The following is a 24,027-nucleotide window of genomic DNA, read 5'->3' on the forward strand; positions in this document are numbered from 1 at the left end:
GTCGTCGGGGCCTGCGGGATCACCGCGAGCCGGTCGACGTTCGGGCCGCCGTTGACGGTGGTGGCGGTGGCCCTGATCTTGTTGACGCCCTGGGCCAGGTCGGCGGTGACGGTGGCGGTCTGCCAGGTGTCCCAGGTGGACGTGCTCGGGAAGTCACGCGTGACCACCGCCGTGCCGTTCACCGCGACCGACATCGGACGGTTCGTCGTCGTCCCATTGCTGAAGCGCAGTTCCACGTTGGCGGGGCCCGCGGCGGCCGCGTTCACCGTCCACTCGACGTAACTGCCCGTCACATTGTCGTAGTTCACGAAACCCGTCCCCGTGAACCCCGCATGGTTGGACTCCACCACGCCCTGCGAGATCGTCGCGTCCTCGGCCTGGTAGATGGCGGGGCCGCTGTCGGTGGTCTCGGTGACCGGGGCCGAGGCGGCCGAGGAGTTGCCCGCCGCGTCGTGGGCCTTGACCGTGAACGTGTACGAGGTGCTCGCCGCCAGGCCGGAGACGGTGGCCGTGGTGCCGGTGACCGTGGTGACCGGCGACGTGCCGTTGTAGACGTCGTAGCCGGTCACGCCGACGTTGTCGGTGGCGGCGTCCCAGGCCAGGGAGACGCTGGACGAGGTCTTGCCGGTCGCGCGCGGGTTGCCCGGCACGGTCGGGCTCTCGGTGTCGGGCGGTCCCGTCGGGACGGTGACCGTCGAGGTGTTCCAGCCGGAGACCCTGACGCTCGCGGCGCCGCTCAGGTCCGACGGGCGGAAGGTCGCCGTCAGCGTCTTCGACTCGCCCGGCCAGAGGCTGATCGCGTTGTCCGTCCACTGGACCGGCAGCACCGGCTTGCCCGAGCCGTCGACGACGTGCGCGTCCAGCATGAACGCCGGGATGGCGCCCGTGCCCGTGTTCTTGACCGTCACGGCGACCTTCCCGGTCTCCGGCGAGGTCGCGGTGGCCGTGATCGGGGCCTGCGCCAGCGTGTTCAGCCCGGTCAGGTTGGCGTAACTGCTGGTCGGGACGTAGTACCAGTCGTTGCCCGCCCAGTCGATCACGTCGCCGGCGGTGGACAGCGCGTAGACGTTGCGGTCGATCTCCTCGCCGTTGCGCAGCAGCGACAGCCGTACCAGGTAGGTCGTCGACAGGCCGCTGATCGACGGGATCGTGACCGCGGTCGCCTTGCCGCCGTCGGCGGGCGCGCTGACCGTCGCCGTGTTGCTGTACTTGGACGTGCCGTCCAGGTTGAACACGTCGGTCTTGACCGTCAGGTTCGAGGCCGCCTGCGTCGTGGAGTTGACCACCACGACCGACTTGTTGTCGTAGGAGTACTGCACGTGCAGCGGCCTGTTCGCCTCACGCGTGCCCCAGTACGAGCCGCCCTGGTCGAGGTAGTAGTCGAAGAGCTGCCAGTGCAGCGAGGACCAGCCGCTGTTGAGCATCCAGTAGATGACGCCGGTCGACGGGTCGCTGGAGTCGGTGAAGTTGCGTCCGTACGCCTCGAACTGCGCCCGGACCGCCTCGTACTGCGCCAGCTGCGCCTTCTTCACGTAGTCGGCCAGCCCGGTCGGCGCGCCGTACCGGCCCCTGAGTGCGTTGTGGTAGATCGTCAGGTTGTTGAACGTGCTGGACGGCGAGCGGTGGTACTGCGTCGCGCTCGGGCTCTGCCAGAGCGAGTCGATCTGCGACGTGGTCATCATCCGCTTGAGCGAGTCGAGCGTCGGGACGTCGGGGCCCGCGCTGGTCTCGGAGTTGAAGCCGAACGCGCCGCCTTCGCGCTTGTTGTACCAGTAGTTCGGCGGCACCCAGTCGTACGGCCCCGGCATCTTCAGGCCCGAATTGCCCAGTTGCGGGCTGGACTTGTCCGAGGCCACCGAGACGATCGGGAGCTGCCACTCGGCGGCCGTGAGCGCGTCGAGGTAGTTGGTCTCCTTCTGGGCCGTCGGCGGGTTATCGGAGCCGATGAGGAAGGAGATCACGCTCGGGTGGTTGCGCAGCCGCACCGCCTCCGCCTGCATGGACGCCTTGGCGATCGGGTAGTCGGCCGCGGCGAACGAGCCCTCCCACTTGTTGCAGCACTCCCAGCCCGGCATCATCAGGACGCCGTACCGGTCGGCCAGGTCGTACAGCTCGTCGGTGTCCAGGTGGCCCTCGACACGGACGGTGTTGAGGCCGAGGTCCTTGACGTAGCGGATCTTGTCTTCCAGGTAGCCGAGGTTCTTGCGCAGGAAGATGTCGGGCGACCAGCCGCCGCCCCTGATCAGGATGTTCCTGCCGTTGACCTTGTAGTAGCGGCGGCCACTGGCGTTCTTGCCCGACTCGATCTTGCGGACGCCGAAGCGCTGCGTCAGCGTGTCGCTCTCCGTACCGCCCACCGTGGCCGTGAGGTTCAGGTCGTAGAGCGGCTGGGCGCCCATCGTGTACGGCCACCAGACCTGGGGGTTCGTGAGGGTCTGGCTGAACGTGATGCGCTTGGTCTCGTTCGCCGCCAGGGCGACGTCCTGGGAGAACGTCTGGGACCCGATCGAGCCCTTGACCGTCGCCGTCACCGGGCTCCCCGAGCCGTTGCGGACGTCCGCCTTGATCGTGAGGTCGGCGCGGTCGAGGGCGGGGACGGCCAGGTTCGTGATCACGTGCGCGTTGCGGAGCGAGACGTCGGCGCTGCGCCGGATCAGGACGTCACGGAAGATGCCCATGTTGTCGTCGCGCGGGACCTGGACCCAGTCGATCCAGCCGATCGTGAGGTTGTTGCCGGGGTTGTTCGGGTTGATCCGGAAGGCCACCGAGTTGGCGCCCGGGTGGACCAGGGCGGTGACGTCCCGCTCGTGCCTGGTGTAGGCGCCGGCGACCTGCGCGGCGGTGGCCACCTGGGTGCCGTTCACCCAGACGTCCGCGCTCGAGATCACGCCGCTGAAGTCGAGGAAGGTGCGCAGGCCGGTCTCGTTGCCGAGCGTGAAGTCCGAGCGGTACCACCACGGGACGTCGAAGTCCGCCGTCGGGATCGACTGCATGTTGGTGGAGTAGAACGGGTCGGGGTAGACCTTGTTCTCCAGCAGCCCGGCCAGGACGGTCGAGCGCGGGCCCACCGGGTACCAGCCGCTCGCGGCGTAGCCCGGGGTGGAGATGGCCGCGCCGGAGTCGGAGACCTTGGCCGACGACTGGATCTTGTAGCCGGCGAGCGCGGCCGAGGAGCCGGCCGTGACGGCGGGGGTGGCGGTCGCGGGGGTGACGGTCGCGAGCGCAGCGGGTGCGGGTGCGGCGGGTGCGGCCACCGCCACACCGGCCGCGCTCAGCAGCAACGTGCAGGTGGATAACAGGAGCAGGAGGAAGCGCGCCATGAGTCCTCGCAAGGCCGAGGGGTTCGTTAGTAAACCTTCTTAACAGCCATGAGCGAACTCGTAAATGCCCAACCTGTGGAAGGGTCTCTCGCCAGCGGGCAATAGGGGATGTTCTGTTGGGGAAACCGGGTGTCCGGGTGCGGCCTGGCCTCGCCGCCTCCCCGGGTTGCGCTTGGGGAAGCGGCGCGACAAGGTGTCGAAGAGACTGAGCGTGAGACGCGGCGTTTGGTGCTTAGCAGGTCACCGCTGCGGGAGCGTCGACCGGGATCTTCGGCATGGCGTTGGTGATTTTGGTTTCCAGTACTGCGCTGGCGTAGCGGAGTTCCTCCGTGCCACCGCCCGCTGGCACGGACAGGTATCGCGAGCCGAGGAAGCGGTAGGTGCCGGGTTCGAAGATCAATTCGGCGCGCTGCCATCCGTCTGGGCCCTGATATCTGATCGAGGCGCCGATGCCCTGTCGCCCGGCCAGGTCGGTGAGGTCGGTGCGCATGGTGGCGGTGGGCATCTTGGCCAGCGCGCCGAGCACCGCCGCACGCAGGCCGGGACCGGGGAAGGGGTTTCCGGCCAGGGTGACGAGACGGCTCACCACCGTGTGCTCGACGAGCCGCTCGATCTGGTCCTTGCTGGGTGGTGCCGCGCCGGGCTCGGGCCGTTCGTTCTTGACCGAGGCATCGGCGTCCGCGCGAACCCGGGCGAGCAACTGGTCCGGGTCGGCGGGCAGGTCGCCTTCACTGGTCGGCGAGAGCACGTTCACGGTGCACGGCCCGGCGCGCTGGAACTCGACTGTGCCCGGGGTCTCCATACTGGTCGGGACCTGGCCGGTGTGCGTGCGCAGCTTGCCGTAGGTGAGTCGGGTCAGCGCGCCGTCGGGGTCGGCGGCGGGAATCCAGTACTCGCGGTTGATCTCCTGAGTGACCTCCGAACGGCTGTCGCGACCCCATACGGTCATCCTGCTCTGGTCCGTGCGGTTGACGTAGAGGATCTGCCCCGGCCGTGGCGCCTGTTGCCGGCCGGCGGCCGTGGCCGCCTCCTGAAGCAGTTCCGCCGCGTTGGCCGGGGTCGCACCACCGTCGGCGCCGGTCAGGAAGGCGACTGCGGCGACGGCTGCCGCCAGACCGACCGCGGCCGTCCTGAGCAGGAGGCGGTGCTTGCCAGAGCCGGTACGAGGCGTTCGTTCCGCCACCGCCTCGGCTGCGAGCAAGTCCTTCGCCTTGGCGGTTGCCGAGGCGGAGGGGCCGGGCAGCGCGTCGTGGAACGTCTTGATCTCCTGCAGGTCATCGGTCATGACGACTCCTCGATGGTGATGGACGTGCGGAGTTTCCTGCGGGCCCGGTTGAGCCGCGAGCCGATGGTGCCGCGCGGGACGCCGAGCGCCTCGGCGATCTCCTCGTAGGTGAGCTGAGCGCAGGCCACCAGCAGCAGCACGGTCCGGTCACCGGACGAGAGCGCGGCCAGACCGGCGGCCAGGTGCGGCTGCATGACGGCAGCCGTCACCCGCTGGACCACACGCTCGTCGTGGCTCACGACGTCGGTGACCTCGACACTCCTAGCCAGGGCGCGGTACCTGCGGGCCTCGGCGCGCCGGTGACCGTCCACCAGATGGGAGGCGATGCCGTACAGCCAGGCACGGGCATTGGGGCGGGATAGGTCGTAGCGCGCACGGCCGCGAAAGGCCTGCAGGAACGTCTCCGCGGCGATGTCGTCCGCCGCCGATTCTCCGAGACGGAGGTGTACGTAGCGGTGGATGGCCTCGTGGTGCCGGTCGAACAGCGCACCGAACCGCTCAGGACGGCGCAGTGACACCTCGATGAGCTGTGCGTCGGTCTCAGCGGTTGGCGGAGCCGACTGCGGAGGGGGAGCTGGCATGCCTGCCCTTCGGAGAAGAACCATGGACACGCCTACTTCGCCGTTCCCCTGATTTGTATTCACGCCCAGGAGATCATTCCTACACCTGATCTTCTGCACTCGGCTTCCGCTGCCCCTGGGGCGGACGCGACGGCCCATGGCCAGAACGGGCCCGCCACCCGACGAGAGCGGGCACGACCAGCTGGTCGCCGACCGGCTCAGCGCCGGGGTGACGACGAGGTCATGCCCGGTCTGCCGTCTGCGCGTACCGTCGACGTCAACGCGGTCCGCGCCCGTGTCCTGGGCAGCGGTCGCAGATCGCGTGGGCCGGGGTCGGCGTGCCCTACCAGTCGTTCGCCATCAGACGGCTCGGCTGGACCGACGAGCCGCCCCGCCTGCCCAAGCACTGACGCGGCCCGCCCCCCAGGTACAGGTGACGGGCCGCTCGAAAGGCAGGCGCGGGCCGGAGTGTCAGCTCCAGGCGAGCATGCGGAGCGGGTCCTCCAGCATGGCGCCGACGTCACGGAGGAACAGGGAGCCCAGCTCCCCGTCGACGATCCGGTGGTCGAAGGAGAGCGACAGCGTCGTCACCCTGCGCACGGCCAGCTCGCCGCCGACCACCCACGGCATCTCCCTGACCTGGCCGAACGCGAGGATGGCCGCCTCGCCGGGGTTCAGGATCGGAGTGCCGGCGTCGACGCCGAACACGCCGACGTTGGTGATCGTGAACGTGCCGCCCGCCATCTCGGCGGGCTGGGTGCGCCCGGCCCTGGCCGTCTCCGTCAGCTGGCCGAGCCGCCTGGCCAGCTCGGGCAGCGGCAGCTCGTGGGCGTCCTTGACGTTGGGGACGATCAGGCCGCGCGGGGTGGCGGCGGCGATGCCCAGGTTCACGTAGTGCTTGACCACGATCTCCTGGGCGGCCTCGTCCCACGAGGAGTTGATCATCGGGTGCCGTCGCGCGGCCACGAGCACCGCCTTGGCCACCAGGAGCAGCGGCGAGACCTTGGTCTGCGCGAAGTCCGGCAGTGCGCGCAGGCGGGTGACGGCCTCCATCGTCTCCGTCATGTCCACCTGGAGGAACTCGGTGACATGCGGGGCGGTGAACGCGCTGGCGACCATCGCCTGCGCGGTCATCTTCCTGACGCCCCTGACGGGGATGCGCTCCTCTCCCCGCTGGGGCGGCGCCTGCGGAGCCGCCACCGGGGTGGCGCCCGCCGCCGCCGCGTGGACGTCGTCCCTGGTGATCGAGCCCTCGGGGCCGGTGCCGGTGAGGGCGGTGAGGTCCACCCCGAGGTCCTTGGCCAGTTTGCGGACCGGAGGCTTGGCCAGGGCCTTAGCCCCTCTCGCCGGCCCGGCGCTCGGGGGCGCCGGGGTGGAGACGGGAGGTGCGGCGGGCGCCGGAGAGGCCGCCGCCACTGCGGGCGGGGGCGCGGCGGGCGCCGGAGAGGCCACCGTCGCTGCGGGCGGGGGCGTGGCGGGTTTGCGGGCGCGGCGCTTGGTGGGGCCGGTCTTGACGCCGTAACCCACGAGGACCGCCTGGCGCTCCTCCTTGGGGGCGGGGCTGCCGTGGACGCCCGGTTCCACCGCGCCCTCCGCCGGAGGGCTGGGGACGGCCTCCGTGCTGCCCTCGGGCCCGGTGTCGGGCACAACGTCGGGCTCGGTGTCGACGGCGATGATGGGATTGCCTACGTCGATCGTCTGGCCCTCGTCGGCCATCAGGCCCGAGACCACGCCGTCCCACGGGATCGGCAGCTCGACGATGGACTTGGCCGTCTCGATCTCCACGACGATCTGGTTGACCTTGACCTGGTCACCCGGCTTGACGTGCCAGCGGACGATCTCCGCCTCCGTCAGGCCCTCGCCCACGTCGGGGAGCTTGAACTCGCGTCGCATGGAAACGAAAACCCCCTCTCAGTAGGCGAAGGCGCGGTCGACGGCGTCGAGCACCCTGTCCAGGTCGGGCAGGTAGTGCTCCTCCAGTCTGGACGGGGGGTACGGCGTGGAGAAGCCGCCGACGCGCAGCACCGGCGCCTCCAGGTGGTAGAAGCACTGCTCGGTGATCCTGGCGGCGAGCTCGGCGCCGAAACCGCTGTTCACCGGTGCCTCGTGGACCACCACGGCGCGTCCCGTCCTGCGGACGGAGTCCATCACCAGCGGCAGGTCCAGCGGGTTGAGCGAGCGCAGGTCGACCACCTCCAGCGAGCGGCCGTCCTCCTCGGCGGCACCGGCCGCCTCCAGGCAGGTCTTGACCATCGGGCCGTAGGCGAACAGCGTCAGGTCGGTGCCCTGCCGCGCCACCCTGCCCTTGTCGAAAGGGGTCCACCAGTCGGTGGACGTGGTGTCGATCTCGGCCTTCTCCCAGTAGCGGCGCTTGGGCTCGAAGAAGATGACCGGGTCGTCGGAGCGGATGGCCTGCTGGATCATCGTGTACGCGTCGGCCGGGTTCGAGCACGACACCACGCGCAGCCCCGCCGTGTGGGTGAAGTACGCCTCCGGCGACTCGCTGTGGTGCTCGACCGCGCCGATGCCGCCGCCGCACGGGATGCGGACGACCACCGGCAGCCTGATCGCGCCGAGCGAGCGCATCGGCATCTTGGCGAGCTGCGTGATGATCTGGTCGGCCGCCGGGAAGACGAAGCCGTCGAACTGGATCTCGCACACCGGACGGTAGCCGCGCAGCGCCAGCCCGATCGCGGTGCCGATGATGCCGGACTCGGCCAGCGGGGTGTCGATGACCCGGTCCTCGCCGAAGTCCTTCTGCAGCCCGTCGGTGACCCGGAACACGCCTCCGAGCTTGCCCACGTCCTCGCCCATGATGAGGACCTTGGGGTCGTCCTCCATGGCCTTGCGCATGCCCTCGTTGAGCGCCTTGGACAGGCTCAGCACGGTCATGACGCCTCCTTCCTCGGCGACATGACAGTCATGCTGTGCCCCTTGGTTCCTGCGCTTCGCTCAGTCACGGAAGCCCTCCAGGTACGCGGCGAACTGGGTGCGCTCCTCGTCGATCAGCGCGTGCGGCTCGGCGTACACGTGGCCGAAGATGTCGAGCGGGTCCGGGTCGGGCATGGCCAGACAACGTCTGCGCAGGTCGGCGCCGAGCTGGTCGGCCTCGGCCTCGATCGAGTCGATGAACTGCTGGTCGGCCAGCTCGTTCTTGAACAGGTACGCCTTCACCCGCTCGATGGGGTCCTTGAGCTTCCACGCCTCCAGCTCGCTGGCCACCCGGTAGCGGGTCGGGTCGTCGGTGGTGGTGTGCGCGCCCATGCGGTACGTGAACGCCTCGATCAACGTCGGCCCCTGGCCCTCGCGGGCGTTCTTCAGCGCCTGGCGGGTGACGGCGAGGCAGGCGAACACGTCGTTGCCGTCGACCCTGATGCCGGGGAAGCCGAAGCCGGAGGCCCGCCGGTAGAGGGGAATGCGGGTCTGCTTCTCCAGCGGCTCGGAGATCGCCCACTGGTTGTTCTGGCAGAAGAACACGATCGGCGCGTTGAACACGCTGGCCCAGATGAACGACTCGTTCACGTCGCCCTGGGAGGTGGCGCCGTCGCCGAAGTAGGCGATGGCGGCGGCGGTCGCGTCGTCGCGCTGGATGCCCATGGCGTATCCGACGGCGTGCAGCGTCTGGCTGCCGATCACGATCGTGTACAGGTGGAAGTTGTGCTCTTTCGGGTCCCAGCCGCCGTGGTTGACGCCGCGGAAGAGGCCGAGCAGCTTCACCGGGTCCACGTCGCGGCACCAGGCGACGCCGTGCTCGCGGTAGGTGGGGAAGGCCATGTCGGAGTCGGTCAGCGCGCGGCCCGAGCCGATCTGCGCCGCCTCCTGGCCGAGCAGCGACGCCCAGATGCCGAGCTCGCCCTGCCGCTGCAGGGCCACGGCCTCCAGGTCGATACGCCGGACGAGCACCAGGTCGCGATAGAGGGACCTGACCTCTTCCGCAGTCAGGTCGATGTCGTAGTCGGGGTGCTCGACCCGCTCTCCCTCCGGGGAGAGCAGCTGGACGAGCTCCGGGGGTGCTTCGGCACCACGAGAGGCGTCGACTGTCACGTGCCGCTCCTGTGCGGTCGGGGCCGGTGTCGATGGGGTTGCCACCTTAGGCCAGCCTTTTGAGCGTGCGGACCATGTGGTGGTGGTTCGTACGCGTTTGGGGACATGGTGGCAGACGTCACAGCCCTCCGCGCAAGCCCCATGCCCTCCCCGTTCCCTCTGTGTCCGCGGCGACACGTCCGCGGGAACGGTCGTGAACCTTTCCATCCACTCGCGGCGATACGGGTAAAGATCGCGCCACGACGACGGCCCACCCGCGCTTGTAACCCTTCGGCCTCGTGGCGACAAGAAGAGACAACGATCACGTCAGGGGGGGCGACATGTCAGGGCTTGTCGCAAGAACAACGGGGAGCCGCCACAGGGGTGCGGCCGTGATCCATCCGGTCCCGGTGAGATCCGGGCATTCGACGGTCTGTCGCTGAGTTAGCCATGGTTGCGCCATCAGTTCTGTTCAGGCTGCCCGAAAACAGGGCGATCATGATCGCTCTCGTCCCGGCGATCGCGCTGCGGGTGCTGGCGATGCTGGGTTACCCGTCCGCGCTCTGGTTCTGGGCGGACTCCTTCACCTACGTGCGCGCGGCGGCCGATCCCGCGCCCGGAGCGTTCCGGCCCGCCGGGTACTCTCTGCTGCTCGCCGCGCTCCGGCCCGCGCACAGCCTGGCCCTGGTCACGACCGTCCAGCACGTGCTCGGCCTGGCCCTGGCCGTGGCGGTGTACGCGCTGCTGCGGCGGCGCGGGCTGCCGGACTGGGGGGCGACGGTCGCCGTCCTTCCCCTGCTCTACGACGAGTTCCTGATCCTGCTCGAGCACATGATCATGGCGGAGGCGCTCTTCACCGTGCTGGTCACCGCCGGGGTGCTGGTGCTGCTGCGGACCCCGGTCAGCCCGCGCGCCGCCGCCGTCGGCGGGGTGCTGCTGGCGCTGGCGGGCATCACCCGGACGATCGGCGTGCCGGTGCTGGCGCTGGCGGCGGGCCACCTGCTGCTTCGGCGTGCCGGGTGGCGGCCACTCCTCTGCCTCCTGCTGGCTGGAACGTTCCCGTTGGCCGGGTACGCGGGGTGGATGCGGGTGGAGGCGGGCACGTTCGCGCTGACCAGAGCCGACGGGATCTTCCTGTGGGGCCGCACGACGACGTTCGCCGACTGCGGCGTGATCAGGCCGGACCCCCGCCTGGCGGCGCTCTGCCCGCAAGGGGCCGACCGGCCCGCGCCGCCGTTCTGGCTCTGGGGGGCGTGGTCGCCGCTCAAGCGGGTGCCCGACCGCGAGCGCAACAAACTGGCCGGGGAGTTCGCCAGGAGCGCGATCCTCGCCCAGCCGGGCGGCTACCTCGGGGCGGTCGGCCAGGACCTGGGGCAGTTGCTGCGCTGGGAGCGGACCACGGCCCACAGCGAGTCGAGCCGCAGGACCAACCCGTACTGGTTCCCGTTCGAGGAACGGACGCGGCGTGACCGGGCCGCGGAGGCCTACGCGGGTGGCCGGGCCGACACCAGGATCGTCGAGCCGTTCGCCGGGTGGCTGCGGGCCTACCAGCGCTTCGGCTACCTGCCGTTCCCGCTGCTCGTGGCGCTGCTGGTGACGGTTGTCACACTCGCGCTCTTCCGGGCCCGCCGCGACGCGCTGCTTCCCGCGCTGAGCGCCGCGCTGCTCGTGCTCGCGCCGCCCTTCGTGGCCGGGTTCGACATCCGGTACGTGATGCCGGCCATCCCGCTGACCTGCCTGGCCGCCGGGCTGGTCGTGGCGGGCACTAGGCTGAGACCGCTGTTCACACCAGACCAGGAGGACCCCAGTGGCGCGCGTCATCGTGGACGTCATGCTGAAGCCCGAGATTCTCGACCCGCAGGGTCAGGCCATCGCCCGCGCTCTGCCCCGGCTCGGCTTCTCCGGCGTTTCCGCCGTGCGGCAGGGCAAGCGATTCGAGGTCGAATTGGCCGGCCCGGCCGACGAGGCGGCGCTCGCGGACGTCCGCAAGATGGCCGAGACATTGCTGGCGAACACCGTCATTGAGGACTACACCGTCCACGTCGAGGGCTAGAACGGCACATTTGCCACCTGGATTTTCCCCTGATGGGTAAAGTCGGATTCCGACGTGCCACAATGCCACGGGCTTGCCAACAGTAAATAACAACAACGTGATTTTGCGGTTAGCCCCGATTTCACGGGGAAACCTACTCCAGGTGACATTCCGGAGCCCGGAGGAGTCCGGTGGACATTGAGTTCTCGTTGGCACTGCCTCGGGATGCCGTCGGCATACCGATGGTCAGGCGGGTGCTAGGCGATGCGATGCGTTCGCTCAACGTGAGCGAGACGTGCATCTCCGACATGCTGCTCGCGGTCTCCGAGGCGTGCTCCAACGCGGTGCGGCACGGCGGTCCCGCCAACCGCTACGAGGTGACGGCGTCGATCGGCTACGGACGCTGCGACGTCCGCGTGGCCGACAGCGGAGGTGGTATGCCGTCGATCCCGCCGCACTTTCCGCCCCCCGACACCGAGAACGGCCGCGGCCTGCTGATCATGCGCTCGGTCGTCGACGAGATCTCCTTCGGCGTCACCCCCGGCCGCGGCACGACCGTCCATCTGCGCAAGCAACTCGCCTGGGATGACGCGGCCGGCGCCCGGCCTCGCGAGCTCGCCGCCGTCTGACCTTCCCCCAGCTCTGACGAGGGCCCTGACGAGGGCCATCGAGAACACACAGGCGCACCCGATAGCCTAGAGAAGCCGCCCGCCGTCCGCCCCGGAGAGACGGTGGCCGCGCGCTCCTCGGAGGGGACGACTGTCATGAGCGCTGCCCGTGTGGGGGTAGTCACGTTTCCAGGAACTCTCGACGACCAGGACGCCGCCAAAGCCGTGCGCCTCGTGGGCGCGGAGGCGGTGCCGCTGTGGCACGCCGACCACGACCTGAAGGGGGTCGACGCGGTGTTCCTGCCCGGCGGTTTCTCCTACGGCGACTACCTGCGCTGCGGCGCCATCTCCCGCTTCGCCCCGCTGATGCAGGAGCTCGTCCCGGCCGCCAGGAACGGGCTGCCCGTGCTCGGCACCTGCAACGGGTTCCAGATCCTGTGCGAGGCGCACCTGCTGCCCGGCGCGCTGACCCGCAACGCCTCCCTGCACTACGTCTGCCGTGACCAGCGGGTGCGCGTCGAGAACACCGACACCGCCTGGACCGGCTCCTTCGCGCCGGATCAGGAGATCGTGCTCCCGGTCAAGCACATGGAGGGCCGCTACGTGGCCTCCGCCGAGACCCTGGCCACGCTGGAGGCGAACGGGCAGGTGGTCATGCGCTACGTCGGCGGCAGCCCGAACGGCGCGATGAACGACATCGCGGGCATCCGCAACGAGGCGGGCAACGTGGTCGGCATCATGCCGCACCCCGAGCACGCCGTCGAGGACCTGGTCGGCGCACCGAGCACCGACGGCCTCGGCTTCTTCACCTCCATCCTCGAGAAGCTGGTAGTGAACGCATGAGCACCGACTCCGTCAAGAGAGCCGAGGGCACGCCCGACGAGCCGATGCCCTTCGCCGAGCTGGGCATGAAGCAGGACGAGTACGACCGGGTCAAGGAGATCCTCGGCCGCCGCCCCACCGGCTCCGAGCTGGCCATCTACAGCGTGATGTGGTCGGAGCACTGCTCGTACAAGTCGTCCAAGGTGCACCTGCGGCAGTTCGGCACCAAGGCGCCGAAGTCCGAGGCGCTGCTGGTCGGCATGGGCGAGAACGCGGGCGTCGTCGACATCGGCGACGGCTGGGCCGCCACCTTCAAGATCGAGTCGCACAACCACCCGTCGTACGTCGAGCCGCACCAGGGCGCCGCCACCGGCGTCGGCGGGATCGTCCGCGACATCATGTCGATGGGCGCCCGCCCGATCGCGGTCATGGACGCGCTCCGCTTCGGCGGCGCCGACGCCACCGACACCCGGCGGGTGCTGCCCGGCGTGGTCGAGGGCATCGGCCACTACGGCAACTGCCTGGGCCTGCCCAACATCGGCGGCGAGGTCGTGTTCGACCCCTGCTACATCGGCAACCCGCTGGTCAACGCGCTCTGCGTGGGCCTGCTGCGCAAGGACCAGATCAAGCTGGCCACCGCGCCGGGGCCGGGCAACAAGGTCGTGCTGTTCGGCGCGTCCACCGGGCCCGACGGCATCGGCGGCGCGTCCGTGCTGGCCAGCGCCACCTTCGAGGACGAGTCACACGCCAAGCGGCCCGCCGTGCAGGTGGGCGACCCGTTCATGGAGAAGCTGCTCATCGAGTGCTGCCTGGAGCTCTACGCGGCCGACGTGGTCGTGGGCATCCAGGACCTCGGCGCGGCCGGTGTGTCCTGCGCGACCACCGAGCTGGCCGCCAAGGGCACCGGCGGCATGCACGTCGACCTCAACCTGGTCCCGCTCCGCGACCCCTCGCTCAGGCCCGAAGAGATCCTGATGAGCGAGTCGCAGGAGCGGATGATGGCCGTCGTCCGTCCGTCCGACATCCCGGCCTTCATGGCGATCTGCGAGAAGTGGGACGTCCCCGCGACCGTCATCGGCGAGGTCACCGACACCGGCCGGCTGGTGATGACCTGGAACGGCGAGACGATCGTCGACATCCCGCCCGGCACCGCCGCCGACGAGGGGCCCGTCTACGAGCGGCCGTTCCACGAGCCGGCCGGGCAGGCCGCGCTCAACGCCGACACCCCCGACAGTCTCGACAGGCCGGCCGACCTGCGGGCCACCCTGCTCCAGCTGCTCGGCTCGCCCAACCTGGCGTCCAAGGAGTGGGTGACCTCCCAGTACGACCGCTACGTCCGGTCCAACACCGTGCTGGCGCAGCCCGCCGACGCCGGGATGCTGCGCATCTCCGAGGTCATGGCCGGGGCCGAGCCCACCACCAGGGGAATCGCGCTGGCCACCGACGGCAACGGCCGCTACGCCAAGCTCGACCCGTACGCGGGGGCGCAGCTCGCGCTGGCCGAGGCGTACCGCAACGTCGCCGTCACCGGGGCCAAGCCGCTGGCGGTCACCAACTGCCTCAACTTCGGCTCGCCCGAAGACCCCGAGGTGATGTGGCAGTTCGCCGAGGCCGTGCGCGGGCTCGCCGACGCCTGCAAGACCCTCGGCGTGCCGGTGACCGGCGGCAACGTCTCCTTCTACAACCAGACCGGCTCGACCGCCATCCACCCCACCCCGGTGGTGGGCGTGCTCGGCGTGATCGAGGACGTCACCAAGCGGGTCAAGCCGGGCTTCACCGCCGAGGGGCTGCGCATCGCGCTGCTCGGCGAGACCCGCGACGAGTTCGGCGGCTCCGAGTGGGCGCACGTCGCCCACGGCCACCTCGGCGGGCTGCCGCCCGTGGCCGACCTCGAGGCCGAGCAGGCGCTGGCCACCGTGCTGGTGGAGGCCGCCAGGCGGGGGCTGCTGGAAGGGTCGCACGACCTGTCCGACGGCGGGCTCGCGATCGCGCTCGCCGAGTCGTGCCTGGTGCGGGGCGTCGGCGCCACCGTGACGCTGAGCGGCGACGCGTTCACCGCGCTGTTCAGCGAGTCGGCGGGGCGGGCGCTGGTGGCCGTCCGGCCCGAGGCGTTCGACGAGTTCGCGGCGCTGTGCGGCGACCACGAGGTGCCCTGCTACGGCCTCGGCACCACGGGCGGCGACGCGCTGGCGGTGGAGGGCGTGCTGGAGGTTCCGGTGGCGGAGTTGCGCGAGGTCCACTCGGGCACGCTCCCCGCCCTGTTCGGCTGACGCACGTGAGAAGAGGGCCCGGTACGGCGTATCGGGCCCTCTTCCTGCTTGTCAGGCCGGTGCGCGGCCCCTTCGGGTGTTACGCCTTCTTCATGCACATCGTCCGCCCTGGGGCCGGGCTCGCCCTTGGGGCCCTGGGGGCCGGTCTCGCCGCTGACCCGTCAAAGAGCTCCAGTCTGCGTAAAAGGACGCGGTCGCCGCCCGGATCCGCAAGGGATAATCGGCTCTGTTCGGGGCGCACCATGTCTCACGGAGGACCGACCGTGCCGACTCCCAGTCCTTACCTCCCCCCTGCCACGCAACCGGTGCGAGGGGTCGTCTGGGCCATCCATCTGATCCTGCCGATGCTGGGCCTCTGGCTGTTACTGGCCCAGAACGACCTCAACATCGCCTGGCAGCACAACGCCGGCCACTTCTGGATGATCGTCACCGTGGCCGGCATCAACGTCGTCCTCGGCATGCTGATCAGCGAGGCCTCGCGCAGGCGCGACGACGCCAGGCTCTTCCTGGTCTCGATGGTCTTCCTGACCAGCGCCGGCTTCTTCTTCCTGCACGGGCTGGCCACGCCGCGCGTCATCCTGCCCACCGGCTCGCTCGGGTTCGACCTCGGACAGCAGGTCGGGCTCACGATCGCGGCGGCGTTCGCGTTCGCCTCGGCCCTGCCGCTGGGTGAGCGCGCGGCGCGGGCCGTCCTGGGAGCGCAGCACCTCGTGCGCACGGTGCTGTTCGGGTTCATGGTGGTGTGGGGGCTGGCGTCGCTGATCCCGGACCTGACGCCGCTCAGCCGGCCGCCGCTGGCCACGCCGGTGGACTGGGTGGCCTGGCTGTCGCTCCCGGGGCTGGCCCTGTACGGCGCGGCGAGCGTGATGATGTTCCTGCTGCACAGACGGCGTCCCTCGGCCATGCTGATCAGCCTGATCACCGCGTACGCGCTGCTGGCCGAGGCGATGGTCGCCGGGATGTCGCAGCTCAACTGGCACCTGTCCTGGTGGGAGTGGCACGTCCTGCTGACGCTGGCCTTCGTGTTCGTCGCCTACAGCGCGTACCTGCAGTTCAGACGCGAGGGGTCGAGCGCGGGGCTGTTCGACTCGGTGACGCTGGCGGCCACGGTGGCCCGCATCCAGCAGCAGTACGACGAGGCGCTGGAGGAACTGGTCGAGCACGTGCGGCGCGGCGAGTCACTGGCGGCCACCAGACTGTCGGGCAAGTTCCGGCTGAACGAGAGCCAGGCGGCCGTCCTCGACCGGGCGGGTGAGGCGCTGGCCAACGAGCGCGAGCTGTCGGAGCGGCTGGGCGCCCTGGTGGCGGTGAGCGCGCAGACCCGCGTCGGGCTGCCGGAGAACCAACTCCTGGCGACGGCCCTGGATCGGGTCAGGCAGGCGTACGGCGACGTGCGGATCGGGCTGGTCGCCGACGGCAGGGCGCAGATCGGCTCCCGCGCGTACGACTTCAGGGGCGACTTCAGCGGCGACGAGCCGATCAGGCGCGACCACCTGCTCGCCTTCCCGCTGACCGTCAAGGGCCACCTGGCGGGCGTGCTGGAGGTGCCGGTCGGCCGCACCCAGCAGGACGAGGCCCTGGCCGCCACGCTGGCCGGGCAGCTGTCCATCTCGCTGGAGAACGCCCGCCTCTACCAGGAACTCGACACCCTCTTCCGCCAGTACATGTCGCCGGACGTGGCCAACGCCCTGCTCGCCGACCCCGCCCAGGCCGCGCTCGGCGGCGAGCTGAAGGAGCTGACGGCGCTGTTCGCCGACCTCAAGGGCTTCACCACGTTCTCCGAGCAGGTGGCGCCGGGCGAGATCGTCGAGATGCTGAACCGGTACCACACGGCCGCGGTGCCCTGCATCCTGGACAACGGCGGCACGATCGTGCAGTTCGTCGGCGACGCGCTGCTCGCCCTGTTCAACGCGCCCGCCACGCAGGACGACCACGCCAGGGCCGCCTGCCGGGCCGCGCTCGCCATGCAGCAGGCGGCGGCCGAGGTGGCGGAGGAGGCGGTGTGGCGGCGGGCGGACACGGGCACGGGGACGGACACGGTGGCCTGGCCGACGTTCCGTGTCGGCGTCAACACCGGGCCGGCGCTGGTCGGCAACATCGGCAGCCCGGAGCTACGCGGCTTCAACGCGATGGGCGACTGCGTGAACGTGGCCGCGAGGCTTCAGGCGCTGGCCGAGCCGGGCACGGTGGTGATCGGCTCGACGACGCTCGGGCAGCTCGGCGGGGCCGCGACGGTGAACCCGCTCGGCAAGCTGAGCCTCAAGGGCAAGGCGGAACGCGTGGAGGCGTACGTTCTCACCGCTTTGGCATAGAACCGCGCCGAGTCGTCCCGACATAATCGGCGCATGACGCCAGAGGCCGGGGAGTTCCTGTCCATGCTCACGCCCGACGAGGTCGAGGCGCTGCGCGACGCGGGCCGGCTCCGGCGGTGGGACCGCGGGACGACCCTGATGACCGAGGGCGACACCTCCGACTGGGTGCTCGTGCTGACCGAGGGCCGGGTGAAGGTGTCGTCGCACACCTCCAGCGGCACCGAGGTGGTGCTGGCCGTGCGCGGGCCTGGCGGGCTGCTGGGCGAGATGTCGGCCATCGACGGGTCGCCGCGCTCGGCGACGGTGACGGCGCTGGAGCCGGTCGCGGGCGTCGTCGTCCGTGACTTCCCGGCGTTCCTGCAGGAGCACGGGCGCGTCGCCGTCCTGCTCATGCGGCTCGTGACCGAGCGGCTGCGCGACGCCGACAGGAAGCGCGTCGAGTATGGCGCGTTCGACACGACGGGCAGGGTCGCGACGCGGCTGATCGAGCTGGCCGAGCGGTACGGCGAGCGGACCAGCGCCGGGGTGCGGGTGGCGCTGCCGCTCTCCCAGGACGAGCTGGCCGGGTGGACCGGCGCCTCGCGGGAGGCGGTCAGCAAGGCGCTGCGCACGCTGCGCGACCGCGGGCTGATCGAGACGGGCAGGCGCCGGGTGACGATCCACGACCTCGAGGGGTTGCGCAAGCGCGCCCGATAACCCCCCACAAAAAGGACGTACGTCGTACGTCATAGTGGAGGTCATGGTCGCGGTCTCCCCCGAGCAGCACAACCGCCTCCGCTACGCCTGGCGCGTCTGCTCCGTCACCAGCCTGGGGCTCGTCCTCATCGGCATCGCGGGCAGCACGCTGAACGTCGCGCTGCCGGCGGTCGTGCGGCACTTCCACGCCGACCCGTTCCAGTCGGGCTGGATCCTCCTGTCGTTCCTCCTGGTCAACACGGCGAGCCTGGTGTTCTTCGGCCGGGTCGCCGACCTGCTGGGCAGGCGGGAGGTGTACCTGGCGGGCTTCGCGCTGTTCACCGTGGCCTCGCTGCTCGCCGGGCTGTCGCCGAACGTGTGGTTCCTGGTCGCGATGCGCGTGTTACAGGCTGTCGGCTCGGCGATGATCCTCGCCAACGGCACGGTCATCATCACCGACGCCTTCCCGCCCGACAGGCTCAGCCAGGGCATGGGCGTCTACATCGGGACGCTGTCGGTGGCGCAGCTCGCCGGCCCGACGCTCGGCGGGCTGATCGCGGAGGCGGCGGGCTGGCAGTGGATCTTCTGGGTGAACGTGCCCGCCGGGCTGGTCGCGCTGGGCTGGGGCGCGATGATCCTGCGCAAGGTGCCCCGGGGGCCGAAGGAGCCGGTGGACGCGCTGGGCAACGCGCTGGTGTTCGCGGCGCTGTCGGCGGCGCTGATGGCGCTGTCGGAGGCGGGCGCGGGCGGCCTGTCGAGCCCGCTCGTGCTGGGTGGATCGGCGGTGTTCGTGGCGCTGGTGCCGCTGATCGTGCTGGTGGAGCGGCGGGCCTCGCATCCGGTGCTCGACCTGCGGCTGTTCGGCGGGCGGATGCTGGCCTGCGCCAACCTGGCGTCGTTCTGCAACGCGGTGGCCCGTGCGGCGCTGATCCTGGTGGTGGCCCTGTACTTCCAGGCGGCGAGAGGCGTGGACGCCTTCACCGCCGGCCTGAGCGTCCTGCCGGTGCCGGTGGGCATGGCCCTGGCCTCGCCGATCGCGGGCTCGATCGGGCGCAGGGTGTCGCCGTACGCGCTGTCCGTCGGCGGCTGCCTGATGAGCGCGGCCGGGCTGGCGACGCTGATGCTCACGGCGGATCCCGCCACCCCGTACTGGATCATCGGCGTGGGCCTCTTCGTCGCCGGGTGCGGCAGCGGCACGTTCCTGACGGGCAACACCACGCAGGTCATGCGCGCCCTGCCGAGCGGGAGCCTCGGGGTGGTGAACGGCTTCCGGCTCATGGTGATGAACGTCGGCATCGTCCTCAGCGTGGGCCTGTCGCTGAGCGTCCTGGCAGGGTCGGTGGGCCCCCAGCTGCGAGCCCAGGTCTACGCCGCCACCCTGGCCAGGCTCTCGCCGGTGGCGGTGGACCAGCTGATGGGCGGCTTCCAGCGCACGTACGCGGTGCTGTTCGCCGTCGCCCTCGCGGGCGCCGCCCTGGCCGCCCTGGCGCGCCCGCGCCACCCGTCGACGTAACACGAAACGTGTTACACTCTTTCCGTGGGAACTCTTAACGTTCGTACTGACGAGGCGATGGAGACCGCCCTCCGGGCACTTGCGGGAGACCGGCGAACCCGTTCTGAGGCGGTTCGCTACGCCGTGCTTCACACCTACAAGGAAATGTTGCTCGAGCAGGCCGCAGCCGATGCGGACCGGCTGCGAAACGATCCCGACGACCAGGCCGAAATGCTGGCGATCCAGCGTTTCATGGGCGTAGCAGAGTGATCTTCCGGGGCGCGATCTACGAGATCAAAGCGCTGCCTGGGGCTCGAGACCACGAACAACAGGGGCGCCGGTACGCAGTCATCATCCAGTCGGATCACTTCACCACCAGCACCATCACGGTAGCGCTCACCTCATCGAGCGCAGGCCCTGCCATCTACCGGCCAGAGATCGAGTTCGACGGCACCAAGGCGCGCGTGCTGACCGACCAGATCTATTCCGTGTCGCCGTCCAGGCTCGGTGACTTCAAGGGCGCGCTGGAAGCGCACGAGGCCGCCGACGTCGATCGTGCCCTGATGTTGAAGCTCGGCCTCATCTGAGGAACCTGTTCTCAGGTGGTATCCACGACCTCCGAGGCAGGGTTCCGGCGGGCGGTGGCCAGGGCCTCTATGCCGGTGAGGACGAGGTCGACGCCGAAGGTGTCGTAGAAGCCGGGCCTCATGCCCTCGACCATCGGGCCGGCCATCTCCACCAGGTTCGGGTACCTGTCGGCCGGCAGGGACTCCAGGCCCAGGCGTTTCACCCGCACCAGCTCGGCGATCTCCTCGGGGGTGCGGCCGGAGGAGAAGTGGACGGGCGCGTCGGCGATGGCGATGGCGCTCTGCAGTAGGTACTTGGAGATCAGACAGCTCTCCTCCATGCTGAACCCGGCCTCGCGGGCCAGGCCGAGGGCCTGGTCCCAGACGGCGAGGAAGCTGGGCACGGCGGCCTGGTCCACCTGCGCCAGGACGTTCTTCGCGCACGGGTAGCGGCGCAGCACCCGGATCAGCCCCTCCGCCAGGTCGCGTAGCTGGCACTGCCACGAGCGGTCGTCGGCGGGCTCGGGGGCGAAGCCGGAGATGAGGTGGTCGGCCATGCCGACGAGGAGCTGTTCCTTGTTCTTGAAGTGCCAGTAGAGGGCCATCGGCGTCACGCCCAGGTCGGTGGCCAGACGCCTGATGGTCACGGCGTCGAGCCCTTCGGTGTCGCCGATCTCCAGGGCCCGTTCCACGATCGCGTGCGCGGTCAGTTTTCCCATCACGGTTGACAACTATACGTCGTACAAGTTCAACTATACGTCGTACAAGTACGGCGTATAGGAGATGCTGTGGACAGGAAGTGGTGGGCGCTCACGGCTGTGACGCTCGGGACCTTCATGACGTACCTGGACAACAACGTGGGCAACGTCGCGTTGCCGACGATCCAGCGGGAGCTGCAGCTGACCGTCTCAGGGCTTGAGTGGATCGCGACCGGCTACATCCTGGTCTTCGCCGGGCTGATGCTGGTCGGCGGGCGGCTGGCCGACCTGTTCGGCGCCCGGCGGGTGTTCCTCGCGGGCCTGACGGTCTTCACCCTCTCCTCGCTCGCCGCCGGGCTGGCGACCTCGGGCGCGACGCTGATCGCGGCCCGCGCCGTGCAGGGCGTGGGCGCGGCGATGCTGACCCCCACGGCGCTCTCGCTGCTGACGCAGATCTTCCCCGACCCCGGCGAGCGCGGCAGAGCCGTGGGGATCTGGAGCGCCTCAGGCGCGCTGTCAATGGCGCTCGGCCCGGTGACGGGCGGCTTCATCAGCGAGAACCTGCACTGGGGCTGGATCTACCTGATCAACGTGCCGGTCGGGGCGGTCACGCTCGGGCTCGCGCTCTGGGCGGTACGGCCCGCGTTCGTCCGGGTACGGCACAGCCTCGACCTGCTCGGGCTGGCCACGTCCGCGCTGGCGCTGTTCGCCCTGACCTACGGGCTCATCGAGGGCAACGGCGCGGGCTGGACCTCGCCCGAGATCCTGGCCGCCTTCGGCGTCGCGGCGGCGTCCGCGCTGGCCTTCGTGCTCGTCGAGGCGCGCTCGGCCGAGCCGATGATCGACCTGTCGCTCTTCAGGGCCCGGGTGTTCAGCGGCGGCATGCTCACCACGGGCATCTGGTCGTTCGGCGTGTTCGGCATCTACTTCTTCAGCGCACTCTGGCTGCAGAACGTCCTCGGCTTCACCCCCACCCAGGCCGGCGCCGCGTTCGTGCCGATGGCGCTGATCATGGCGGTCGTCGCGATCCTGTCGCAGCGGGTCGGGCGGCAACTCGGCATCGGCCCGACGGTCGCGCTCGGCCTGGCGTTCATGGCCGTCGCGATCTTCATGCTCTCGGGCGTCGGCGCCGACGGCGGGTACGGCGACGTGCTGCCCTGGTTCACGCTGTACGGCGTGGGCGCGGGGCTGCTCGTGCCGCTGACCGCCGCGATCCTCGGCGGGATGCCCCAGGGCAGGTCCGGCGTCGCCTCGGGGGTGCTGAACGTGTCGCGAGAGGTGTTCGGGCTGCTCGGCATCACGGTGCTGGGCGCGATCCTGACGTCCGGGCAGAGCGCCAGCGGCAAGCCGCCGCTGGCCGCCTTCCTGGACGCCTACCAGGTCACGCTGGTGATCGCGGCCGTGATCGTGCTGGCGGGGATCCCGGTGAGCCTCTACGCGCTGCGCGCCCGCCGCACCCCTCGCGAGACGGACGCGCCTCAGGCCGCCTCCACCGTGGTGGGCTCGGCGAACTGAGTGCGGTACAGCTCCTCGTAGCGTCCGCCGGCGGCCAGGAGCTCGGCGTGCGTGCCGCGCTCGACCACCTGGCCGTCCTCGATCACGAGGATGACGTCGGCGGCGCGGATCGTGGACAGGCGGTGCGCGATCACGACGGCCGTCCGGCCCTGGAGCGCCTCGCTCAGCGCCTCCTGGACGGCCGCCTCCGAGGTGGAGTCGAGCGCCGCCGTGGCCTCGTCCAGGATGACCACCCTGGGCCTGGCCAGCAGCAGCCGGGCGATCGTCAGCCGCTGGCGCTCGCCGCCCGACAGCCGGTAGCCGCGCTCGCCCACCACGGTGTCGAGGCCGTCGGGCAGCGACTCGATGAGCGCGGCCAGCCTGGCCCTGCCCAGCGCGTCCCAGACCTCCTCCTCGCTCGCCTCGGGCCTGGCCAGCAGCAGGTTCGCCCTGATCGTTTCGTGGAAGAGGTGGCCGTCCTGGGTGACCATGCCGAGCGTGTCGCGGATCGAGTCGGCGGTCAGGTCGCGGACGTCCACGCCGCCGAGCCGCACCGCGCCCGAGTCGGCGTCGTAGAGCCGGGGCAGGAGCTGCGCGATCGTGGACTTGCCCGCCCCCGACGAGCCCACCAGGGCCACCATCTGGCCCGGCTCGGCCTTGAACGAGACCCCGTGCAGCACCTCGGCCCCGCCCCGGCCATCGAGGACGGCGACCTCCTCCAGCGAGGCCAGCGACACCTTGTCAGCCGCCGGGTAGGCGAACCGGACGTCGTCGAACTCGACCGTCACCGGGCCGTCGGGAACCGCGACCGCGTCCGGCTTCTCCTGGATGAGCGGCTTGAGGTCGAGCACCTCGAAGACCCGCTCGAAGCTGACCAGCGCGCTCATCACGTCCACCCTGGCGCTGGCCAGGGCCGTGAGGGGCGCGTACAGGCGGGTCAGCAGCAGCGCCAGCGCCACGACCGAGCCGGGTTCGAGCTGGTCGCGCAGCGCGTAGAAGCCGCCCAGGCCGTAGACGAGCGCCAGGGCCAGCGCCGACACCAGGGTCAGCGCCGTGACGAAGGCCGACTGGGTCATGGCGGTGCGCACGCCGATGTCGCGCACCCGCCTGGCCCTGGCGGCGAACTCCGCCGACTCGCGGGCGGGCCTGCCGAACAGCTTCACCAGCGTCGCGCCCGGCGCGGAGAACCGCTCGGTCATCTGCGTCCCCATGGCCGCGTTGTGGTCGGCCGCCTCCCGCCTCAGCCTGGCGATCCTGGTGCCCATCCGGCGGGCGGGCAGCACGAACACCGGCAGCAGCAACAGCGCGAGCAGAGTGATCTGCCAGGAGATGCCGATCATCACGGTCAGCGTCAGGACGAGGGTGACGACGTTCCCGGCCACGCCGGACAGCGTGTCGGTGAAGGCCCGCTGCGCGCCGATCACGTCGTTGTTCAGCCGGCTGACCAGCGCGCCGGTGCGGGTCCTGGTGAAGAACGCGACGGGCATCCGCTGGACGTGGTCGAAGACGGCGGTGCGCAGGTCCAGGATCAGGCCCTCGCCGAGCCCGGCCGACAGCCACCGGGCCACCAGGCCGAGGCCCGCCTCCGCCAGGGCCAGCCCGGCGATCAGCGCGGCGAGACCTCCGACGACGCCGAACGGCTCGCCCTTGACGATGGCGTCCACGACCCGGCCCGCGAGGACCGGCGAGACCACTGCCAGCGCGGCCATCACCACGCTCATCAGCAGGAACAGCGTCAGACGTTTGCGATGCGGACGGGCGAAGGCCGCCACGCGACGGAGCGTCGCCCTCGACAGAGGGCGACGCTCCTTCTGGTTGTTCATCGAATAAAGCTGGTGCCAGGCGGTCATCTCCATGCTCATGGCATGGA

The 24,027-nt window shown here is 70.4% G+C and carries 18 protein-coding genes; 10 read left to right on the forward strand and 8 right to left on the reverse strand.

Annotated features, from left to right (window positions below; genetic code table 11):
- The 6 genes from ABT294_RS42095 to pdhA all read right to left on the reverse strand — a co-directional run.
- Window positions 1-3,320 (reverse strand): glycosyl hydrolase 2 galactose-binding domain-containing protein (locus ABT294_RS42095; protein ID WP_350812068.1); only part of this gene is annotated, 3,320 nt, incomplete at its 3' end.
- Window positions 3,321-3,552: 232 nt separating this feature from the next.
- On the reverse strand, window positions 3,553-4,605 hold the full coding sequence (locus tag ABT294_RS42100) for a CU044_5270 family protein (protein ID WP_350812069.1): 1,053 nt from the start codon (window positions 4,603-4,605) through the stop codon (window positions 3,553-3,555).
- Window positions 4,602-5,186: an RNA polymerase sigma factor gene (locus ABT294_RS42105; protein WP_350812070.1), complete on the reverse strand. Its 585-nt coding sequence runs from the start codon at window positions 5,184-5,186 to the stop codon at window positions 4,602-4,604. Before ABT294_RS42105 ends, ABT294_RS42100 begins: the two co-directional genes overlap by 4 nt.
- A gap of 450 nt (window positions 5,187-5,636) precedes the next feature.
- Window positions 5,637-7,058, reverse strand: a complete 1,422-nt coding sequence (locus tag ABT294_RS42110) for a dihydrolipoamide acetyltransferase family protein (protein WP_350812071.1) — start codon at window positions 7,056-7,058, stop codon at window positions 5,637-5,639.
- 18 nt (window positions 7,059-7,076) lie between these two features.
- Complete coding sequence (locus tag ABT294_RS42115) at window positions 7,077-8,057, reverse strand: alpha-ketoacid dehydrogenase subunit beta (protein ID WP_350812072.1); 981 nt, start codon at window positions 8,055-8,057, stop codon at window positions 7,077-7,079.
- A gap of 60 nt (window positions 8,058-8,117) precedes the next feature.
- Window positions 8,118-9,209, reverse strand: coding sequence for a pyruvate dehydrogenase (acetyl-transferring) E1 component subunit alpha (gene pdhA / locus ABT294_RS42120; RefSeq protein WP_350812073.1), 1,092 nt, complete (start codon window positions 9,207-9,209; stop codon window positions 8,118-8,120).
- A 1,786-nt stretch (window positions 9,210-10,995) separates the two neighbouring features.
- Here pdhA and purS point away from each other — a divergent pair.
- From purS to ABT294_RS42165, 9 genes are all read left to right on the forward strand, one after another.
- On the forward strand, window positions 10,996-11,241 hold the full coding sequence (gene purS, locus ABT294_RS42125) for a phosphoribosylformylglycinamidine synthase subunit PurS (RefSeq protein ID WP_350812074.1): 246 nt from the start codon (window positions 10,996-10,998) through the stop codon (window positions 11,239-11,241).
- A gap of 221 nt (window positions 11,242-11,462) precedes the next feature.
- Window positions 11,463-11,849, forward strand: coding sequence for an ATP-binding protein (locus ABT294_RS42130; protein WP_350812159.1), 387 nt, complete (start codon window positions 11,463-11,465; stop codon window positions 11,847-11,849).
- 135 nt (window positions 11,850-11,984) lie between these two features.
- On the forward strand, window positions 11,985-12,671 hold the full coding sequence (purQ, locus tag ABT294_RS42135; RefSeq protein WP_350812076.1) for a phosphoribosylformylglycinamidine synthase subunit PurQ: 687 nt from the start codon (window positions 11,985-11,987) through the stop codon (window positions 12,669-12,671).
- The gene (gene purL / locus ABT294_RS42140; RefSeq protein ID WP_350812077.1) at window positions 12,668-14,920 is read left to right on the forward strand and encodes a phosphoribosylformylglycinamidine synthase subunit PurL; all 2,253 of its coding nucleotides are present in this window, start codon (window positions 12,668-12,670) and stop codon (window positions 14,918-14,920) included. Before purQ ends, purL begins: the two co-directional genes overlap by 4 nt.
- Before the next feature lie 305 nt (window positions 14,921-15,225).
- Entirely contained in the window at window positions 15,226-17,232 is a 2,007-nt protein-coding gene (locus ABT294_RS42145; RefSeq protein WP_350812078.1) for an adenylate/guanylate cyclase domain-containing protein, read from the forward strand.
- Between the two features lie 33 nt (window positions 17,233-17,265).
- Entirely contained in the window at window positions 17,266-17,928 is a 663-nt protein-coding gene (locus ABT294_RS42150; RefSeq protein WP_350812079.1) for a Crp/Fnr family transcriptional regulator, read from the forward strand.
- 43 nt (window positions 17,929-17,971) lie between these two features.
- Entirely contained in the window at window positions 17,972-19,420 is a 1,449-nt protein-coding gene (locus ABT294_RS42155) for an MFS transporter (RefSeq protein WP_350812080.1), read from the forward strand.
- 24 nt (window positions 19,421-19,444) lie between these two features.
- The gene (locus ABT294_RS42160) at window positions 19,445-19,669 is read left to right on the forward strand and encodes a hypothetical protein (protein ID WP_350812081.1); all 225 of its coding nucleotides are present in this window, start codon (window positions 19,445-19,447) and stop codon (window positions 19,667-19,669) included.
- A complete protein-coding gene (locus ABT294_RS42165; protein WP_350812082.1) occupies window positions 19,666-19,986 on the forward strand; it encodes a type II toxin-antitoxin system PemK/MazF family toxin in 321 nt (106 codons plus the stop codon). The genes ABT294_RS42160 and ABT294_RS42165 overlap by 4 nt, the downstream gene beginning before the upstream one ends.
- A gap of 11 nt (window positions 19,987-19,997) precedes the next feature.
- On the opposite strand, the gene ABT294_RS42170 is transcribed toward ABT294_RS42165, so the two are convergent.
- Entirely contained in the window at window positions 19,998-20,684 is a 687-nt protein-coding gene (locus ABT294_RS42170) for a TetR family transcriptional regulator (RefSeq protein WP_350812160.1), read from the reverse strand.
- A gap of 69 nt (window positions 20,685-20,753) precedes the next feature.
- Between ABT294_RS42170 and ABT294_RS42175 the strand changes: the two genes are divergently transcribed.
- Window positions 20,754-22,178 (forward strand): DHA2 family efflux MFS transporter permease subunit, encoded by a 1,425-nt coding sequence (locus ABT294_RS42175; RefSeq protein WP_350812083.1) that lies wholly within the window; start codon window positions 20,754-20,756, stop codon window positions 22,176-22,178.
- Here the strand turns inward: ABT294_RS42175 and ABT294_RS42180 are convergent.
- Window positions 22,142-24,019, reverse strand: coding sequence for an ABC transporter ATP-binding protein (locus ABT294_RS42180; RefSeq protein ID WP_350812084.1), 1,878 nt, complete (start codon window positions 24,017-24,019; stop codon window positions 22,142-22,144). The two genes, ABT294_RS42175 and ABT294_RS42180, sit on opposite strands and share 37 nt — an antisense overlap.
- Window positions 24,020-24,027 lie beyond the last annotated feature (8 nt).

The organism is Nonomuraea sp. NPDC000554 (genome assembly GCF_040300065.1).
In the GTDB taxonomy this organism is placed as follows: Bacteria; Actinomycetota; Actinomycetes; order Streptosporangiales; family Streptosporangiaceae; genus Nonomuraea.

Coding starts and splice junctions, on each gene's coding strand:
- ABT294_RS42170 (WP_350812160.1), bottom strand. CDS start 20,684: ATGGGAAAACTGACCGCGCACGCGATCGTGGAACGGGCCCTGGAGATC.
- purL (WP_350812077.1), top strand. CDS start 12,668: ATGAGCACCGACTCCGTCAAGAGAGCCGAGGGCACGCCCGACGAGCCG.
- ABT294_RS42180 (WP_350812084.1), bottom strand. CDS start 24,019: ATGAGCATGGAGATGACCGCCTGGCACCAGCTTTATTCGATGAACAAC.
- purQ (WP_350812076.1), top strand. CDS start 11,985: ATGAGCGCTGCCCGTGTGGGGGTAGTCACGTTTCCAGGAACTCTCGAC.
- ABT294_RS42130 (WP_350812159.1), top strand. CDS start 11,463: ATGGTCAGGCGGGTGCTAGGCGATGCGATGCGTTCGCTCAACGTGAGC.
- ABT294_RS42150 (WP_350812079.1), top strand. CDS start 17,266: ATGACGCCAGAGGCCGGGGAGTTCCTGTCCATGCTCACGCCCGACGAG.
- ABT294_RS42105 (WP_350812070.1), bottom strand. CDS start 5,186: ATGCCAGCTCCCCCTCCGCAGTCGGCTCCGCCAACCGCTGAGACCGAC.
- ABT294_RS42155 (WP_350812080.1), top strand. CDS start 17,972: ATGGTCGCGGTCTCCCCCGAGCAGCACAACCGCCTCCGCTACGCCTGG.
- ABT294_RS42110 (WP_350812071.1), bottom strand. CDS start 7,058: ATGCGACGCGAGTTCAAGCTCCCCGACGTGGGCGAGGGCCTGACGGAG.
- ABT294_RS42115 (WP_350812072.1), bottom strand. CDS start 8,057: ATGACCGTGCTGAGCCTGTCCAAGGCGCTCAACGAGGGCATGCGCAAG.
- ABT294_RS42100 (WP_350812069.1), bottom strand. CDS start 4,605: ATGACCGATGACCTGCAGGAGATCAAGACGTTCCACGACGCGCTGCCC.